Annotated in this window: 19 protein-coding genes and 1 tRNA gene; 5 read left to right on the plus strand and 15 right to left on the minus strand. The window is 56.4% G+C overall.

What is annotated here, in order from left to right:
* Window positions 1-11 precede the first annotated feature (11 nt).
* From D3871_RS09375 to flhD, 6 genes are all read right to left on the minus strand, one after another.
* Window positions 12-557, minus strand: coding sequence for a chemotaxis protein (locus D3871_RS09375; protein WP_119768645.1), 546 nt, complete (start codon window positions 555-557; stop codon window positions 12-14).
* A 52-nt stretch (window positions 558-609) separates the two neighbouring features.
* Window positions 610-1,569, minus strand: a complete 960-nt coding sequence (motB, locus tag D3871_RS09380; RefSeq protein WP_119768646.1) for a flagellar motor protein MotB — start codon at window positions 1,567-1,569, stop codon at window positions 610-612.
* 47 nt (window positions 1,570-1,616) lie between these two features.
* Window positions 1,617-2,477: a flagellar motor stator protein MotA gene (gene motA, locus D3871_RS09385; protein ID WP_119768647.1), complete on the minus strand. Its 861-nt coding sequence runs from the start codon at window positions 2,475-2,477 to the stop codon at window positions 1,617-1,619.
* 257 nt (window positions 2,478-2,734) lie between these two features.
* Entirely contained in the window at window positions 2,735-3,529 is a 795-nt protein-coding gene (locus tag D3871_RS09390; protein WP_119769997.1) for a class I SAM-dependent methyltransferase, read from the minus strand.
* A 31-nt stretch (window positions 3,530-3,560) separates the two neighbouring features.
* A complete protein-coding gene (flhC, locus tag D3871_RS09395) occupies window positions 3,561-4,136 on the minus strand; it encodes a flagellar transcriptional regulator FlhC (RefSeq protein ID WP_119768648.1) in 576 nt (191 codons plus the stop codon).
* Between the two features lie 44 nt (window positions 4,137-4,180).
* Window positions 4,181-4,498 carry a flagellar transcriptional regulator FlhD gene (gene flhD, locus D3871_RS09400; RefSeq protein ID WP_119768649.1) on the minus strand — a complete coding sequence of 106 codons (318 nt, stop codon included), beginning with the start codon at window positions 4,496-4,498 and terminating at the stop codon, window positions 4,181-4,183.
* A gap of 155 nt (window positions 4,499-4,653) precedes the next feature.
* Here flhD and D3871_RS30180 point away from each other — a divergent pair, with 155 nt between their 5' ends.
* A complete protein-coding gene (locus tag D3871_RS30180) occupies window positions 4,654-4,803 on the plus strand; it encodes a hypothetical protein (RefSeq protein ID WP_158597897.1) in 150 nt (49 codons plus the stop codon).
* A gap of 398 nt (window positions 4,804-5,201) precedes the next feature.
* A complete protein-coding gene (locus D3871_RS09405; RefSeq protein WP_119768650.1) occupies window positions 5,202-6,041 on the plus strand; it encodes a phytanoyl-CoA dioxygenase family protein in 840 nt (279 codons plus the stop codon).
* Between the two features lie 324 nt (window positions 6,042-6,365).
* Here D3871_RS09405 and D3871_RS09410 read toward each other — a convergent pair.
* From D3871_RS09410 to cysS, 6 genes are all read right to left on the minus strand, one after another.
* A tRNA-Ser gene (locus D3871_RS09410) sits at window positions 6,366-6,459 on the minus strand.
* A 98-nt stretch (window positions 6,460-6,557) separates the two neighbouring features.
* The gene (locus D3871_RS09415) at window positions 6,558-7,808 is read right to left on the minus strand and encodes an aspartate kinase (protein ID WP_119768651.1); all 1,251 of its coding nucleotides are present in this window, start codon (window positions 7,806-7,808) and stop codon (window positions 6,558-6,560) included.
* Window positions 7,809-7,932: 124 nt separating this feature from the next.
* Complete coding sequence (gene tilS / locus D3871_RS09420; RefSeq protein WP_119768652.1) at window positions 7,933-9,402, minus strand: tRNA lysidine(34) synthetase TilS; 1,470 nt, start codon at window positions 9,400-9,402, stop codon at window positions 7,933-7,935.
* Between the two features lie 4 nt (window positions 9,403-9,406).
* On the minus strand, window positions 9,407-10,381 hold the full coding sequence (locus tag D3871_RS09425) for an acetyl-CoA carboxylase carboxyltransferase subunit alpha (protein WP_119768653.1): 975 nt from the start codon (window positions 10,379-10,381) through the stop codon (window positions 9,407-9,409).
* Between the two features lie 64 nt (window positions 10,382-10,445).
* Window positions 10,446-11,096, minus strand: coding sequence for a DNA-3-methyladenine glycosylase family protein (locus tag D3871_RS09430; protein ID WP_119769998.1), 651 nt, complete (start codon window positions 11,094-11,096; stop codon window positions 10,446-10,448).
* 5 nt (window positions 11,097-11,101) lie between these two features.
* On the minus strand, window positions 11,102-12,499 hold the full coding sequence (gene cysS, locus D3871_RS09435; protein WP_119768654.1) for a cysteine--tRNA ligase: 1,398 nt from the start codon (window positions 12,497-12,499) through the stop codon (window positions 11,102-11,104).
* Window positions 12,500-12,750: 251 nt separating this feature from the next.
* Here cysS and D3871_RS09440 point away from each other — a divergent pair, with 251 nt between their 5' ends.
* The 3 genes from D3871_RS09440 to D3871_RS09450 are packed head-to-tail and all read left to right on the plus strand — an operon-like array spanning window position 12,751 to window position 14,676.
* On the plus strand, window positions 12,751-13,329 hold the full coding sequence (locus tag D3871_RS09440) for a peptidylprolyl isomerase (RefSeq protein WP_119768655.1): 579 nt from the start codon (window positions 12,751-12,753) through the stop codon (window positions 13,327-13,329).
* A 24-nt stretch (window positions 13,330-13,353) separates the two neighbouring features.
* Window positions 13,354-13,842 (plus strand): peptidylprolyl isomerase, encoded by a 489-nt coding sequence (locus D3871_RS09445; protein ID WP_119768656.1) that lies wholly within the window; start codon window positions 13,354-13,356, stop codon window positions 13,840-13,842.
* Between the two features lie 48 nt (window positions 13,843-13,890).
* Window positions 13,891-14,676: a UDP-2,3-diacylglucosamine diphosphatase gene (locus D3871_RS09450; RefSeq protein ID WP_119768657.1), complete on the plus strand. Its 786-nt coding sequence runs from the start codon at window positions 13,891-13,893 to the stop codon at window positions 14,674-14,676.
* Window positions 14,677-14,692: 16 nt separating this feature from the next.
* Here the strand turns inward: D3871_RS09450 and D3871_RS09455 are convergent, their stop codons facing one another.
* From D3871_RS09455 to rlmB, 3 genes are read right to left on the minus strand one after another with little or no spacing between them, the layout of a single operon-like run.
* Window positions 14,693-15,388, minus strand: coding sequence for a YceH family protein (locus tag D3871_RS09455; RefSeq protein WP_119768658.1), 696 nt, complete (start codon window positions 15,386-15,388; stop codon window positions 14,693-14,695).
* Window positions 15,389-15,398: 10 nt separating this feature from the next.
* A complete protein-coding gene (cysE, locus tag D3871_RS09460; RefSeq protein WP_119768659.1) occupies window positions 15,399-16,151 on the minus strand; it encodes a serine O-acetyltransferase in 753 nt (250 codons plus the stop codon).
* Between the two features lie 60 nt (window positions 16,152-16,211).
* Entirely contained in the window at window positions 16,212-16,955 is a 744-nt protein-coding gene (gene rlmB / locus D3871_RS09465; RefSeq protein ID WP_119768660.1) for a 23S rRNA (guanosine(2251)-2'-O)-methyltransferase RlmB, read from the minus strand.
* Window position 16,956 lies beyond the last annotated feature (1 nt).

Genomic DNA, 16,956 nt, shown 5'->3' on the forward strand with positions numbered 1-16,956 from the left:
ACCGAGCGGCACTAGAACAATTCGATGTCGCCGCTTTCCATATGCGTCTGACATACCGCTTTCCACAGCGCGCTTTCCAGTTTGACGCTCTGCTCTTCCAGCACCGTGTTAATGGTATGCAGGGTCGCGACGATTTCCTCCGCATTGCTTTCGGAAATGCTGGCACTGCCGGCGCTCAGACCGCCCAACACCTCGCGCAGTCCGATCACGCGGCGCACGGTACGGCTGATCAACTGGCCGGTCATGTCCTGAAACTGCAGGCCGGTCACGGCAGCATTGACATGCTTGCCGATCTCGCCATGCCTGGCCTTCAGGTTTTCGGCTATTTCCGGTGTCAGGGTCGCGCCCGATAGCAGCAGGTCAATGGTTTGCTGCTGGGAGGCGATGGCTTCATGGATGGCCATGAAACTCGTTCCGAGCTTCTGGATTGCCTCGCCAAGAAGAAAGCTGGTCTGCACCAGGTCGGTCTCGACTTCGTTCAAGTGCTGCGTACCGTGATCCGACAGAGTGGATAACAGATGCTGCACCTGAGAGCCCAACAACTTTTCTTTAGTCATGAAAATGTCCTGTCTCCAACAGGGTTCGTCCCGCGACTTGCATCCGACATCCTTACTTCGCCGGTTCCGGCGTTGCCACGACGTTGGGCACATCCTGCCTGACTTCTGCAGCATTCATCACCTGCACGGTCCCGCCGTCTTTCGAGGCGGTTTCTTCCGCCTTCTTGTTCATCACAATAATGCTGATGCGCCGGTTGACCGGATTGAAGGCATCGCTCTTGTCGAACAATACGGCGGACGACAGACCGACCACCCGCAACACCTTGGTTTCATCCATGCCTCCGGCAATCAGCGCGCGGCGCGAAGCGTTGGCACGGTCCGCCGACAATTCCCAGTTGCTGTATCCCTTTTCACCGCTGGCATAGGGCGTGGCATCAGTATGCCCGGAAAGACTGATCCTGTTGGGCATATCGTTCAATGCCCGACCAATTTCGTACAGAATGTCTTTTGTGTACGGCTGCAGTTCGGCCTTCGCCAGGGCGAACATGGGGCGGTTCTTTTCATCGACGATCTGTATGCGCAAGCCTTCGGTGGTGATATCAATCAGCAGCTGGCTCTTGAACTGCCTGAGCGCGGGACGTGCCTCGATCGCTTCTTCGATGCGAGCTTTCAGCGTGCGCAGCCTTGCCAGTTCGGCACGTTCAAGCTGGGCTTCTGCTTCCTTCAGGTGGGCGGCCTGCAGGTTGTAGGTCTTCTTCATCTCCGGGTCGTCGCCCTTCTTGACCTGCCCTTCCTTGCGTGTAAGGTCCTTGCCGCCGCCCTGCACGATGCTGGAGCTGTCGCCGGAACCTGAGCCGCCCGACATCGCCACCTTGAGCGGGGTCTTGAAGTATTCGGCAATACCCTGCAGTTCGCCCTTTGCGGTCGAGCCCAACAGCCACATAAGAAGAAAGAATGCCATCATCGCCGTGACGAAGTCGGCATAAGCGATCTTCCACGCGCCGCCGTGGTGACCGCCACCGCCTTTTTTCACCCGCTTTACGATAATTGGGCGTAAGCCTTCGTCGGCCATTTCTCTTCCTGCCTATTCAGGGTTATCGGATCAGGATTGCCTGATTCTTATTTGGATTTGGACGATTTGATATGCTCTTCCAGTTCGCTGAATGACGGCCGCTCGGTCGAGAACAGCACTTTGCGGCCGAATTCGACCGCGAGCGCCGGTGCATAGCCATTCAGGCTGGCAAGCAGCGTCACTTTCACGCACTGGTACATCTTGGACGACTCGTGCAGCTTCTGTTCCAGCAGCGCCGACAGCGGGCCGACGAAGCCATACGCAAGCAAAATGCCGAGGAAGGTGCCGACCAGAGCGTGAGCAATCAGCATGCCGAGTTCCGACGGCGGCAAACCAACCGACTCCATCGTGTGCACCACGCCCATCACCGCGGCGACAATGCCGAACGCCGGCAGGCCATCACCCAGCTTGGCTACGCAGTGCACCGGCACTTCGCCTTCGGCATGATGGGTTTCGATCTCATTGTCCATCAGGTTTTCGATCTGGAAGGCGTCCATGTTCCCCGACACCATCAGGCGCAGGTAGTCGGTCATGAATTCGACGATGTGGTGATCGGCAAGAATGCCGGGATACTTGCTGAAGATAGGACTTTGCTCGGGATTTTCGATGTCGCCTTCGATCGACATCAGGCCTTCCTTGCGTACCTTGCTAAGGATTTCGAAGAGTAGTGTCATCAACTCCATGTACAGCGCCTTGGTGTACCGGGAGCCCTTCAGAACCGTGGGCAACGCCTTGAGCGTGGCCTTGATCGACTTGCCATTATTACCGACGAAAAAAGCGCCGGCTGCCCCGCCGCCGATCATCAGCAACTCAAGCGGCTGGAACAATGCGGCGAGATGTCCGCCAGCCATGGCGAAACCACCGAACACGGAACCACAAACGACTAGATAACCAACGATAACTAACAAAGGCGGCTCCGGGATACTGGACTACCCGACAGCCGGAATCGGACTGCGCCTTGCCGGCTTGGTCGCATTCCTCATATCGGATACTCCTGATTAGACTTCTTTCTTCACGCCAACCATTTTGCCAATTCAACGGGCGCTTAACAACCAGTATGTGTGCTGATGTGGCCAAACTGGCGCCGAATGGTAGCTTTCACCTAAAGTTACGACGGAAAATCGGAAAACTTGACATGTCGGCGCAGATTTGGCGCGCTTCCAAACTACATGTACCAGCCGTACAACTCAGGCCCCCCCTCTTGCGGATGAAGCATGAGCTGCGGCTCGGCACCGGGAACCGGAAATTCCAGGCTGAGCAACAGGCTCCCGCTGTGCATTTCCGCGCATGCCTTGTGCCACAAGGCGGGCATTGCCGCCGGCGACAGGTAGGCAAACACCACGTCATACGATGCGAGCGAAAGGTTTTCGTAATCGCCACGCATGAAGCGGGCCGGATTGCGGCGCAAGCGGGCGATCAGCCGGCTGGCCAGCCACGGCAGCGGCGCCAGTTCGATGCCCTGAAAATCTCCGCTGGGGCGATGTTCCGCAAGATGCATGACCATGCCGCCGAAACCGCTGCCGATGTCGATCATTCGGATGTCGGACTTCGATGGAAGAAGCTTTTCGACGGCCAGCCACGTAGCGCGGCCCGATGGGTAGAACGGAACTTGTGTGCGAAAGGTGGTCCAGTACAAGGGCAGCAGCACCAGGAAGGCACACAAAAAGATCCAGGGCGGCAGCCTGACGGCCAGCAGAACAACTACTGCGACCGGAAACAGGAATTGAATCGGAAGCCACCAGGCGGCAAGGCGGCGCCAACGTGACAGCGCTGCAGCGGCAGCGCCTTGCAGCAACGTCGCAGCAGCAACGCTGACCTCTACGCCGGCAGGTGCAACAAGCAAAGCCAGCGCAACCACCAGGACAAAGGAAAAAGTTTGAATGATCAGTGCCTGCACTGCAGGCGCACGTAGTATGGCTATGCGCGGCGCTGTGCCCGGGCGTGCATGCACACGTGACATGAAGGCGGCCGACGAGCGGGAAGTGAAGCGCTCAGGCCTGCACGGCGGCAGGACCACCTGCGGCGGCGGCACCGGCGGCTTCTTCTTTCAGCTTTTTGGTTTTGCCTGCGCGTGAAGGCATGTGGCAAAGGCCACACGTATAGTGATTGTTCAGGTCGAGCCGATGCACGACGAAGTCGCCACCGCATTTGCTGCAGCATGCGGTTTCGAGCATCTTGCTTTCAAAGAAGCGTACCAGCGTCCAGGCGCGGGTCAGCGACAATACCGGCTCTCCCGAAGCATCGGGCTCGACCTGCTCCAGATAGAGCTTGTAAGCCTTCATGATGGCCTCGATGCCGGATATCTGTGCGTGCTCGACCAGATACTTGTGAATGTTGATGAAGAGTGAAGAATGGATGTTCGGTTGCCAGGTGATGAACCAGTCGGTCGAGAACGGCAGCATACCCTTGGGCGGCGAGACGCCTTTGAGTTCCTTGTATAGCTTGAGCAGGCGCTCGCGGGACAAAGTCGTTTCGGATTCAAGAAGTTGCAGACGGGCGCCCAGTTGAATGAGCTCGATTGCGAGCTGAATTTCCTGTGCTTCCGTTACTACACTTTTCTTCGCCATGTTCGTCCCTAGTACTTGCACATCACCCGAGCGGCGGTTGCCGTTCAGGACATCTCTTCCGACTTCTGTCCTGCCATCAGGATAGCGGCATGCGAATGCGCCAGACCGCGATCCTTGTGATAGTTGGTCAGCATACCAAGGATGGCGCCATCGTCGAAGCGAAAGCGCGCAAGCATCATGTTGCTGCCGGCCAGTTTCAAGATTTGGGAATTATTCAATCCTTCGAGCAGATCCGCAATCTCGCTGCTGATACCCAGTCGGAATACTGCGGAGGCTTTGTCGGAACGGATCATCTGCTGTGCAAGCATCAGATAGCTCAGGTTGGCATCGCGAATCTCGGCCAGCATGTCGTTTGTGTTCATCGTACACCCCTATCCGTTAAAACTGTTGCCTTATGGCATTGCAGTGAAATGGATTCTGAACCCGGAGGATGATCACGCAAATCGGCATACGCCCATATTTTGCGTCGGATGGATGACGACAGGACCTGTAGGAGTTTGTCCTACATTGCGCGGAAATGCGCAACTCCGCGCTTCTTTCGAAGCCCGGAAAGTGGCTTGGCAGCAAGGTTTTAGGCAAAACAGCAACGCCTTTACATTTTCCTTCGCCGGAAGGAATTGTTAAAAAGCTTATTCTTAATGCCAGCAACCTGGCCGCAAAAACCTAAAGTTATGCGTAGTTACATGCATCGTTCCAAGTTGCTGTGTTGTTTAACGACCGCAATTTTCCAAACTTTAGGGTTGACGCAAAGAATATTTGTGATTCTTTCCGTTACTCAGCTTGCTGGTTCTGTTATCGACAAAGCGGATGCGGAATTTAGGGTGTGAACGAAATAACTTCACTTTGAGTTCCGCAAGCACGCCGTGCTTGCAAAACATGCAAGCTGGAAAATTTTTCCTAGCGGGGCGGGCACTTTCGAATTGCCGGCGTGTCTGCAGCAAGGCGCGGTGCCTTGCCCTGCGTCGCATCGGACCACGGTGCTTTCATTCCCATTGCATGCGGGCTGAGATCGAGCGAAGGACTACGCTTCGGACATACCCGCTCACCTTCCCAAGGACGAGATTCATGAGTGCAGTTCTCCAGCCCCAGCATGATCAGTTTGATACCGCCGATATCCTTCGCGGCTTATACGGCGACGGAATCATTGGCCTCAAGGGCGCGTTCGACCGCCACTGGGTTCAGCATCTGCGCGCCGACATCGACGACTTGTTCGAGGAGGCCAGGCAGCGGCCAGGCGGCGCGCTTGGCCGCGGTCCCAACCGGTTCTATGTCGAAGTCCATCCGGAACGCATACGCGGCTTCCTGGACCTCATTACCCATCCGTGGGTAGTCGCCGTGTGCGAGGCGGCGCTAGGGCCCGACTACCAGGTTGTCGAAGCCGGCTTCGACGTTCCCGGACCCGGCGCTGCCAATCAGCCATGGCATCGTGACTTTCCGATGCCGGATGCAACACGTTTGGGCCGACGTCTGAATTCGCTTGCATTCAATATCACGACTGTCGATGTCGAAGAAGACATGGGTCCGTTTGAAATCGCGCCGGGCACGCAATGGGACGAATTCACCGGCTGCGAAAAAGGCATGTTCCCTCCTCCATCGCTCTACCAGCGCTACGAAGCGCGCGCGCAACGCAAGTATCCACGCATGGGCGACATCTCCGCGCGCTCTGCACTGACCATCCATCGCGGCACCGCAAATCGCTCGAACAAGTCGCGCCCCGTATTCGTGCTCGGCGTCGATGCGCCGGATGCCAACAACTCAAAGCGTCACGACTTTCAGATGACGCGTCGATATTACGCGTCGCTGCCTGCCGAAGTACGGTCCCACCTTACCTGCAGGATCGTCGATGAGCTTGAACATATCGTTCAGGCGCATACCATCGAAGGGCTCGTGCGTGGCGTTGACTAAGGCAAGTGCAAACCTCATAGCCCCTCATCCGAGCCTCCGTGCACATGGCGCCGCTTAAAATGATGAGCACCTGACGGCATTCGTCCAAGGCTGAATGCTTGCACGATGCATTCGTCAACGTTGATTGATGATAAATTTAACGGTGTGTGTCGAATGGCAAGTCATGCCGGCAATAAAAAGCCATTAAGAAAGGGCTTTTTATTATTGGTGCCGTAGCAAGGATTCGTGCATTGCGCAGACCACAGGCAGGAAGCAAGCGCGCGCGCATGGCCGCAGGTTCCGTTCGCGCAAAAAAAATGCCCCATCCGGGGCATTTTTGATTTCTGGCGGAGACGGAGGGATTCGAACCCTCGATACAGGTTTAAGCCCATATGCTTCCTTAGCAGGGAAGTGCCTTCGACCACTCGGCCACGTCTCCACACGTCAAGCGGTGTTGCCACACGCTTTAGTGAAGTCCCGCATGATAGCTGCTCATGCAGACTTGGTCAATGGAACATTGCAATCAATGGAGTTTGGTCAAGCTTTTTCCAGGTCGAATGCCTTGTGCAATGCGCGGACCGCGAGCTCCATGTATTTCTCGTCGATCAGTACCGAAATCTTGATTTCGGACGTGGAGATCATCTGGATGTTGATACCCTCTTCCGACAGCGTACGGAACATCTGCGATGCGATACCAACATGGCTACGCATGCCCACGCCGACTACCGATACTTTCGATACCTTGGTGTCGCCATTGACGTTGGCGGCGCCGATGTGTTCTTTCACGCTCTTGTTGAGCACATCCATTGCTTTTGCGTATTCACCACGCGGCACGGTGAACGTGAAGTCGGTCTTGCCTTCGACGGACTGATTCTGGATGATCATGTCGACTTCGATGTTCGCGTCGGCGATCGGGCCGAGGATCTGATAGGCGATGCCCGGCTTGTCGGGCACGCCGAGGACGGTGATCTTCGCTTCATCGCGATTGAAGGCGATGCCGGAAATGACGGCTTGTTCCATGTGTGTATCTTCCTCAAACGAAATCAGGGTGCCGGAATTGGCTTCTTCTTCCAGCGACATGAGCGGATCCGTCAGCGACGACAGGACGCGCGTCGGGACCTTGTAGTTGCCTGCGAATTCAACCGAGCGGATCTGCAAGACCTTCGAACCCAGCGAGGCGAGTTCCAGCATTTCCTCGAACGTCACGGTCTTCAGACGGCGCGCTTCGGTGACCACGCGCGGGTCGGTCGTGTAGACGCCATCAACGTCGGTGTAGATCAGGCATTCCTGCGCCTTCAGCGCTGCCGCCACGGCGACGGCAGAAGTGTCGGAGCCGCCACGGCCCAGCGTAGTGATGTTGCCGGCATCGTCCATACCCTGGAAGCCGGTAATGATGACAACCTTTCCTGCATCGAGATCCTTGCGTACGCGGACATCGTCGATCGACTGGATGCGAGCCTTGGTAAAGGCGGAATCGGTCTTGATAGGCACTTGCCAGCCGGCGTAGGACACAGCCTGCTTGCCAATGCTCTGCAGCGCCATCGACAGCAACGCGACCGAGGCCTGCTCGCCGGTTGACGCCAGCATGTCGAGCTCGCGTGGATCCGGCTGAGGCATGATCTCTTTGGCCAGGCCGATCAGGCGGTTGGTTTCGCCGGACATGGCCGACGGCACGACGACGATTTGATGACCTGCGTCATGCCATTTGGCGACGCGCTTGGCGACATTCTTGATGCGCTCGGTCGAGCCCATGGAGGTGCCGCCATATTTGTGGACGATTAATGCCATAAGGGTGAAAAGCTACGCTAAAAAAGAAGAAATTTTGATAAAAATCAACCCTTTACTTTACCTGCTCAGGGCCTTGAAGGCAAGCCCACGCCATGGAAATATCGCTGACCAGCGCAAAAAACCGTTAAAAATCCGGCGATTTTTGAATACGGTCTTGTTCCCAACGCAGTCGAACAAAGTTTCGACTGTTATCAGCCTCAGACGATGAGATTTCCCAATGCATGCCGATGCCTGCGGCAAATACCAGATGCTGGTCCGACATGACCAGAGGCAGGCGCAAGCGTTGCCAGTGTGGGATATCCAGCGCCTGGTAATGGTACTTCAGCGCTCGGCTGGGGCGATTCGCCGCGAGCCTGAGTCGCTCGCCGCCGCTGCGCAAGCGTATCTGCAGTTTCTGCCCTTGCAGCCAGTCGGCATTCACGCCCTCTTCCGCATGCTCGAAATGCAGCGTGCCCTGAAATGCAGCGAAGTGTATCGATGCCTCGCCCTGCCAACGAAAGTGTATCGGCGCCACATCCAGATCGGCATCGTCATGCCGCGGCGTGATGAAGACGTGGTCGCGATGCCGGCGTATTTCGCAATCCGCATGGGTAACGCGAATACGGGCATCTTCCTTTGCATTGAACAATTGCGCACGCATCTCTTGCAGCCATGCGGTCGCCGGCATGCGCACGCCGCGCGTTGCAAACCAGTAGCGCAGGACGTTATCGATACGGTCGCCATTCAATTTCTCCAGGCGGCCCAGGGCGATGCCTTCACCGTCCCTGCAAGCCGCGAGATCCTGCGCAGCCAGTTCATCGAGCAATCGCTGAGCCGATTGCGCATGCTGCGCCGAGCGCGCAAAACGTTGCTGAAAGCCAGGGAAATTCGCACTCAGCACTGGCATGACCTTGTGCCGCAAGGCGTTGCGCGCATAGCGCGGATCCTCATTCGATTCGTCTTCTATGTGGCGAATACCGCATTGCCTCATGAATTGTTCAAGGCGACTGCGCGAGACATCAAGCAACGGGCGCCCAATCATAAGCCTATCATCGCCGAGCAGGCCGGGAGCTGTATTGACCGGCTCCATGCCGGACAGGCCGGCGACACCCGAGCCCCGCAATAGTTGGAGCAGGACGGTTTCCGCCTGATCATCCTGATGATGGGCAGTGAGCAGCAGTGCAACGCCATGCTCACGGCAAAGCTGGCCCAAGGCGGCATATCTGATGAGGCGGGCCGCCTGCTCGGTGCCCTGCTTTTCGCGGCCGGCCACCTGCACACGCCGCACATCGAAATGCACCGACAATCGCGCACATTCCTGTTCGCAGTGAGCGCTCCAGGCGTCCGCATTCGGGCTCAGGCCATGATGAATATGAAAGGCATGCAAACAGATGCGGCGCGTGGAAGTGTAATGCCGCGCCAGGTGCAGCAAGACTGCGGAATCAAGTCCGCCGCTATAGGCTAGGGCGATTGATATAGGGGGATTGACAAATGTCGCAGGCGGTTCCTGCGGCAACGCATCTGGAACAGCAACGCGCGCCAGGATGACTTCCAGCGCACGTTCAAAAGTTTCGTTCAGGGCTAACGGGCCGTTCGACGTCCCGGTGACATCCATGATCTTATTCCGGCGAATTGATTTCCTTGAACTTACCGTAGCTGAGCAGCTTTTCGTGACGCGCAGCGATCAGGTCCTTGGTCTTTACGCCCTGGAACTGGCGTAGCGAATCGGCCAGTGCACGCTTGAGCATCACTGCCATTTGTTTGGGGTCGCGATGTGCGCCGCCCAGCGGCTCGTTGACGATCTTGTCGATCAGGTTGATCGCCTTCAGACGGTGCGCGGTCAAGCCAAGTGCGTCGGCCGCATCGGAGGCGCGTTCCGAGGTTTTCCAGAGGATGGAAGCGCAGCCTTCCGGCGAGATCACCGAATAAGTCGCATATTGCAGCATCAGCACGACATCGCCGACCGCAATCGCCAGCGCGCCACCGGATCCGCCTTCGCCGATGATGGTGGCGATCAGAGGAACCTTCAGTTCTGCCATCACATACAGGTTGTGGCCGATCGCTTCGGACTGACCGCGTTCTTCAGCGTCGATGCCGGGAAAAGCGCCTGGAGTATCGACGAAGGTAAAGATGGGAAGATTGAATTTTTCCGCCAACTTCATCAGGCGCATGGCCTTGCGATAGCCTTCCGGCTTGGGCATGCCGAAGTTGCGCATTGCCCGTTCCTTCGTGTCGCGGCCTTTCTGATGACCGATCACCATGCAGGCCTGGCCATTGAAACGTGCAAGTCCACCAACGACGGACAGGTCGTCCGCATAGCTGCGATCGCCGTGGAGTTCGTGGAAATCGGTGAAGATTTCGTTCACGTAATCCATGGTGTAGGGACGCTGCGGATGACGCGCGATCTGCGACACCTGCCACGGCGTCAGCTTCGCATAGATATCCTTGGTGAGCTGCTGGCTCTTCTTGGACAGGCGATCGATTTCTTCCGAGATGTCGACTGCCGAGTCGTCTTGCACGAAACGCAGCTCTTCGATTTTTCCTTCGAGTTCAGCAATCGGTTGCTCAAATCCGAGAAAAGTTGTCTTGCTCATCGTGCCTCCTTATATCAACACGAGTTGAATATTCATTCCGGGTCAGCTCGGTCTGCCGCATCGGTCAGGACATGACAGGCGCAGCATCCAGGCTGCGCCACAGGTACCAGGTTGCGACAGTACGCCAAGGCTCCCAGTTGGCCGCAACTTCACGTGCGTCGCTGCGGGAAACCGGCTCACCCGAAAAATAATTGACGCTAATGCCTTTGAGCAACCCGAGGTCGTCCAAAGGCAATATATTCGGTCGGAGCAAATTAAATATCAAAAACATCTCGGCTGTCCAGCGTCCGATGCCGCGGATCTGGATCAGTTCCGAGATGACTTCTTCGTCTTCCATCTCCATCCATTTGTCCGCGTGCACTCGTTTGGCCTTGAAATGATCGGCCAAATCAATGACATATTCCGCTTTCCTTTTTGACAAGCCGCAGGATGCGAGCTTCTCCGGGCCTGCTTTCAAGACCTGGGCTGGCGTGCATTTCGGACAGGCTTCAAGAAAGCGCTGCCAGACCGCATCGGCGGCCTTGACCGAAATTTGTTGGCCGACGATGGAGCGGGCAAGCGTCGTGAATGCTTCGCCGCGTCCGATCAGATGCATGGCGCCGAACTGAGGAATGAGCTTGCGCATGATGCGGTCGCGCTTCATCAGTTCTTCCTTGGCGTCGTGCCAATACGCCGGCACACCAATGCCCATGGGAGGCTGCTCCATCACGGCCATGCTGGTCACGCCCTTCGCCACTCTGTGACACCGCCCGGTTTGTCTTCGAGGACAATGCCGGCCGCCAGCAATTCACCGCGAATGCGGTCTGCATCGGCAAAATTCTTTGCTTTCTTCGCCGCTGCGCGTGCAGCAATCTGCGCGTCGATTTGCGCTTCGTTAAGACCGCCCGCCTCCACATCCGCCGGCCCTGCATGCAGAAATTCCTGCGGGGCGCGTTGCAGCAAGGCGATGATCGCAGCCAGCGATTTCAGTTGCCGCGCAAGCTCGGGAGACTTCGTCTTGTTGATTTCATTGGCAAGGTCGAACAGCACGGCAATCGCAATCGGCGTATTGAAGTCATCATTCATCGCTTCCGCAAAGCGAATCGCATGCGCTTCACCCATATCGAGCGGCATGCCATCGGCTTGCACTTCCTTCAATGCGGTGTACAGACGCGTCAGCGCATGGCGCGCATCGTCGAGGTGGGCATCGGAATAATTCAGCGGGCTGCGATAGTGCGCGCGCAGTATGAAAAAGCGAACGACTTCAGCGTCGTATTTTTTCAGCACATCGCGGATGGTGAAGAAATTACCGAGCGACTTAGACATTTTCTCGTTGTCGACGCGTACGAAGCCGTTGTGCATCCAGTAATTGACGAAGGTATGCTGATGAGCGCCCTCGGACTGTGCAATTTCATTCTCATGGTGCGGGAACTGCAGATCCTCGCCGCCGCCATGAATGTCAAACTGCTGGCCAAGCAGTTCGTTGCTCATTGCAGAGCATTCGATATGCCAGCCCGGTCGACCCTTTCCCCATTTCGAGTCCCATTTCACCTCGTCGGGTTCGGACTCCTTGGACGCTTTCCACAATACAAAATCCAGTGGGTCGCGCTTGCCAGTGTTGAGTTCGACTCGCTCACCGGCACGCAGGTCGTCGAGTGACTTGCCGGACAGTTTTCCGTAGGTGGGGAAGTCGCGCACCGAGTAGTTGACGTCACCGTCGGATGCCTTGTACGCGAGGCCATGGCTTTCGAGTTTCTCAATCAAGCCAAGCATCTGAGGCACGTACTGTGTAGCGCGCGGCTCGTGATCGGGTTTTTGCACGCCGAGTGTGCCTGCATCCTCATCCATCGCGTCGATGAAACGCTGAGTCAGACGGGTAATCGATTCATTGTTTTCCACCGCCCGCTTGATGATCTTGTCATCGATGTCGGTGATATTGCGTACATAAGCTACGTCGAAACCGGATGCGCGAAGCCAGCGCTGCACCATATCGAAAACGACCATTACCCGCGCATGCCCGAGGTGGCAGTAATCGTAGACCGTCATTCCACAAACATACATTCGAACCTTGCCCGGCTGCATGGGGACGAAGGCCTGCTTGTCACGCGCGAGGGTGTTGTAAATCTTGAGGACGGTCATGGGTGGTTTTCCGTTTCGGCTATGGACTTGTCACGCGATTGGCCTGTTGCTGCACACACTCTTCCGCGGGTACGGATGACGGATTGCAATAACGGCGCCGAAACCCTTTTGTAATGCTTATTTTGATAAAATGCACGGTTTCGCTGCAGTATAACATCGATGCCCCTTCTCGCCGGTCGGGTACTGCACGCGGGCAAGGGCCATGGAAGATACACAATCGGGATTTTCCTGTAAAGAGAAAAGGAAGCTTCATGCCATCTTCACGTCGACATTTCATCCAGTTGCTTGCAGCGCTGTCTATGACAGCCGCCATGCATGCAGCGTCTGCCACCGACAATCCGCAGGTTGTGCTGAAAACTAGCATGGGCAATATCGTGCTCGAACTCTATCCCGAGAAGGCGCCAAAGTCTGTCGCCAATTTTCTGGAGTATGTAAAGAAGGGCCACTACAACGGTACCGTATTCCATCGCGTCATTGAAAACTTCATGATCCAGGGCGGAGGCTTCGACAAGGACATGAAGCAAAAACCGACCAACCCTCCGATCGAAAACGAAGCCAAGAACGGTCTGAAAAACGAGCCCTATACGGTCGCCATGGCGCGGACGATGGCGCCGCATTCGGCGTCGGCGCAGTTCTTCATCAATACCAGAAACAATGGATTCCTAGATTATCCCGGTCAGGATGGCTGGGGTTATGCAGTATTCGGCAAGGTGATGTCGGGCACTGATGTCGTCGACAAAATCAAGGCGGTCGAGACTTCCAACAGCGGCATGCATGCAAATGTACCGGTCAAGCCAGTCATTATCGAATCCGCTTCCATCGTCAAATAAGATCAACCTATATAAAGGACTATCATGGCTGTCATTCTTACCACTAACCACGGCACCATCAAGCTTGAACTCGACGCCGACAAGGCACCGAAGACCGTCGAAAGCTTTCTCGACTACGTACGTTCCGGTCACTATGACGGCACGATTTTTCACCGCGTAATCGACGGTTTCATGATCCAGGGCGGCGGTTTCGAACCCGGCATGAAGCAGAAGCCAACCAAGGATCCTGTGCAAAACGAAGCGAAGAACGGCTTGAAAAATGAGCCCTACTCCATCGCGATGGCACGCACTTCCGATCCACATTCGGCGTCTGCGCAATTCTTCATCAACGTGAAGAACAACAGCTTCCTCGACTATCCGGGACAGGATGGCTGGGGCTACTGCGTATTCGGCAAGGTGGTCGAAGGCACTGACGTCGTGGACAAGATCAAGTCCGTCAAGACAACACGTGCCGGCATGTTCTCTGACGTGCCTGTCGAAAACGTCGTAATCGAAAAAGCGGAAGTCGTGTAAACGATTTTCTGTGTTTTCAACACCCTTTCTTCACTATTGATATCGTCGATGACCATTACATCGAACAAGGCGCAATCGAATCCGGTTGCGCTTTTTGTTTCGGACGTGCATCTACAGGCTTCGCTACCGCGCACGACCGAGGCATTTCTACGCTTTCTGGATCGACATGCGATAGCGGCGCAACAGTTGTACGTGCTGGGTGATCTGTTCGAATACTGGGCCGGCGACGACGATCTCGACACTCCCTATCATCGGAAAATCGTCGAAGCGATCCGGGTTGTGCATGACAAGGGCGTAGCTGTGTACTGGGTAGGCGGCAATCGCGATTTCCTGATCGGATCGCGTTTCGCTGAAGCTGCAGGTATGACCATACTGGACGAACCCTTTGTTACCCAGATTGCCGAACAGCGCGTCGTGCTGTTGCACGGTGATGCACAGTGCACGGACGACAAAGCGTACATGGATTTTCGGCGCATGGTGCGTGCGCAAGAGTGGCAGCATCAGTTTCTCGCGATGCCGCTTGCGCAGCGCAAGACCATCATCGACAGCATGCGTACCGGCAGCCGCGATGCACAACGCAACAAGGCGTACGAAATCATGGATGTCAACAGTGCGGCGATTGACGCAGTGTTCGAATCGACGCAGGCATCGCTCATGATTCATGGGCATACGCATCGCCCGGCATCGCATATGCATGTAGTCGGTGGCACGCAGCGCATACGCCATGTATTACCGGATTGGGACTGCGATGCCGAGCCGAGCCGTGGCGGCTGGATCGGCTTGTATCCTGACGGATCGGCTCAGCGCTTTGGCGTGGATGGACAGCCGCTGTAATAGCTACGAGCGACGGTTATTCAAACTGCTTTCGAAATTCTGCGAATTGCGCGGTCAGCGCATCGATTTCATTACGCAACTTGAGCACTTCGGCTTCCAGTTGCGCGATCCGGTCCTGACGTGGCATTTCTACTCCGGAGGAAAAACTCGCGGCGACTTCCTGACGCTCCAGAACTTCATCTCCCGATAGCAGATGCGCATAGCGCCCTTCCTTGGTTCCCGGCGCTCGCGCAAGTTTCGCGACGACAGGCGGGTATTTATCGATCAGGAACTGCAGTGCCGTTTCGACATCCGCAACCGATCCAAAATCATGCAGGCGTCCGCTACGGGCGCGAATTTCGCCTGCGGTCTGGATACCGCGCAGCATGAGGATAGTAAGCACCGCAAGCTTTTCCTGTTCGAGCGACCATTTCATTCGCATCCGGTGCTCGTACTTTGTCACGCGGGCGCCCGCTTGCCGGACTTCTGCAACCAGCTTTTTTTGCACCAGGCGATCGAGGATGTCCTGGACTGTTTCTTCGGAAATCGACATTACCGGATCGCGGCTGGACAACTGGTTGCAGCCGTTGGTCAGTGCATTGAGCGACATCGGATAGTTATCCGGAGTCAGCGCCTCTTTTTCTGCGAGCACTGCAAGCACTCGAACTTCGAATGGATCGAGCACATCCACGCCCTGCTTGCCCGCTGCGGCATTTTCATTCATTTCAGTCATACCGATTCTTTCAGTCGACCAGCTTGTTCAGCTGCTCGGGGTTGAGGCGTGCGGCATCCGCCAGCACTTCACAGCTGACACCGGCATTATTGAGTGCTGCAAGAATTTTCTGCATCTGCTGTTCCTGTGCACCCGCATGGTCAATGAGTTTATGCAATGCGGTAGCCAAAGGGTCGTCACCGCTATTGAGGGTGACGCCGTAAGCGGCAAATACACGCGCGGTCGCTTCCTCGCGCTGCTTGCCAACGTCTTTCTGCACGATATGGGCCGGATTGCCGACAGCGGTGGCTCCTGCCGGTACTTCCTTGACCACAACGGCGTTCGATCCTACCTTGGCGCCCTCGCCAACCGTGAATCCGCCAAGCACCTTGGCACCCGCGCCAATGATGACGCCGCACTCAAGTGTCGGATGGCGCTTCGCTCCCTTGCTGAGCGAAGTGCCTCCAAGGGTCACGCCCTGGTAGATCGTGCAGTCGTCGCCGACCTCGGCGGTTTCACCGATCACTACGCCGAAACCATGGTCGATGAAGACGCGTCGCCCCACCGTGGCGCCGGGATGAATCTCGATGGCCGTGAGCCATCGTGCAATGTGCGAAATGAAGCGTCCCAGCCATTTGAATCCATGCAGCCAGCACCAGTGCGCCCAGCGATGCATGATGATGGCATGCAGTCCCGGGTAGCAGGTCAGCACTTCCCAACGGGTGCGAGCGGCAGGATCGCGTTCAATGATGCTGGCGATGTCTTCACGGATACGGCTAAACATGGAAGCGTGGATCGTATTTGAAAATCGAAATGGAAGCGCGATAATCGTGCCCCATCGCCGCTAGCGCGTTGCGGCAATACGCTGGCGCCGCGCTTCATACAGGCAGACGCCCGACGCCACCGATACGTTGAGACTTTCGACTGCGCCATGCATCGGAATACTGACAAGAATATCGCAGTTTTCACGGGTGAGACGACGCATGCCTTCCCCTTCGGAGCCCATGACCAGGGCCGTCGGTCCGGAGAAATCGCCTTCATACAAACCTTTTTCGGCATCGTCGGTGGTGCCGATCAACCAGATTTCGCGCTCCTTGAGTTCCCGCATGGTGCGCGCGAGGTTGGTCACGGTGATATAGGGAACGGTGTCGGCCGCGCCGCTGGCAACCTTGGCGGCCGTGGCATTCAATCCGACCGCACGGTCCTTAGGAGCGATCACCGCGTGCGCGCCGGCGCCATCGGCCACGCGCAGACATGCGCCGAGATTATGCGGATCGGTCACGCCGTCCAGAATCAGCAGCAGTGGCGGGCCTTCTATCGCATCGAGAAGTTCATCGAGATTTCTTGCCAGAGAGAGTTCGCCAGCCTTCGCCACGACACCTTGATGTCGCCGAGTGCCGACCATGCCGTCGAGGCGCTGATCGTCGGCGTGGATGATACGTACCTTGGCGGCTTCCGCAGCACGCAGCAGTTCCTGCATGCGACGATCATGGCGAGTCGCGTCGACATAGATCTCTTCAATCGACGACGCATCATGGCGCATACGTGCTGTAACGGCATGGAAACCGAATATCATTTTACTTTTCATC

This window comes from Noviherbaspirillum saxi (assembly GCF_003591035.1).
GTDB classification, from domain to species: Bacteria; Pseudomonadota; Gammaproteobacteria; order Burkholderiales; family Burkholderiaceae_D; genus Noviherbaspirillum; species Noviherbaspirillum saxi.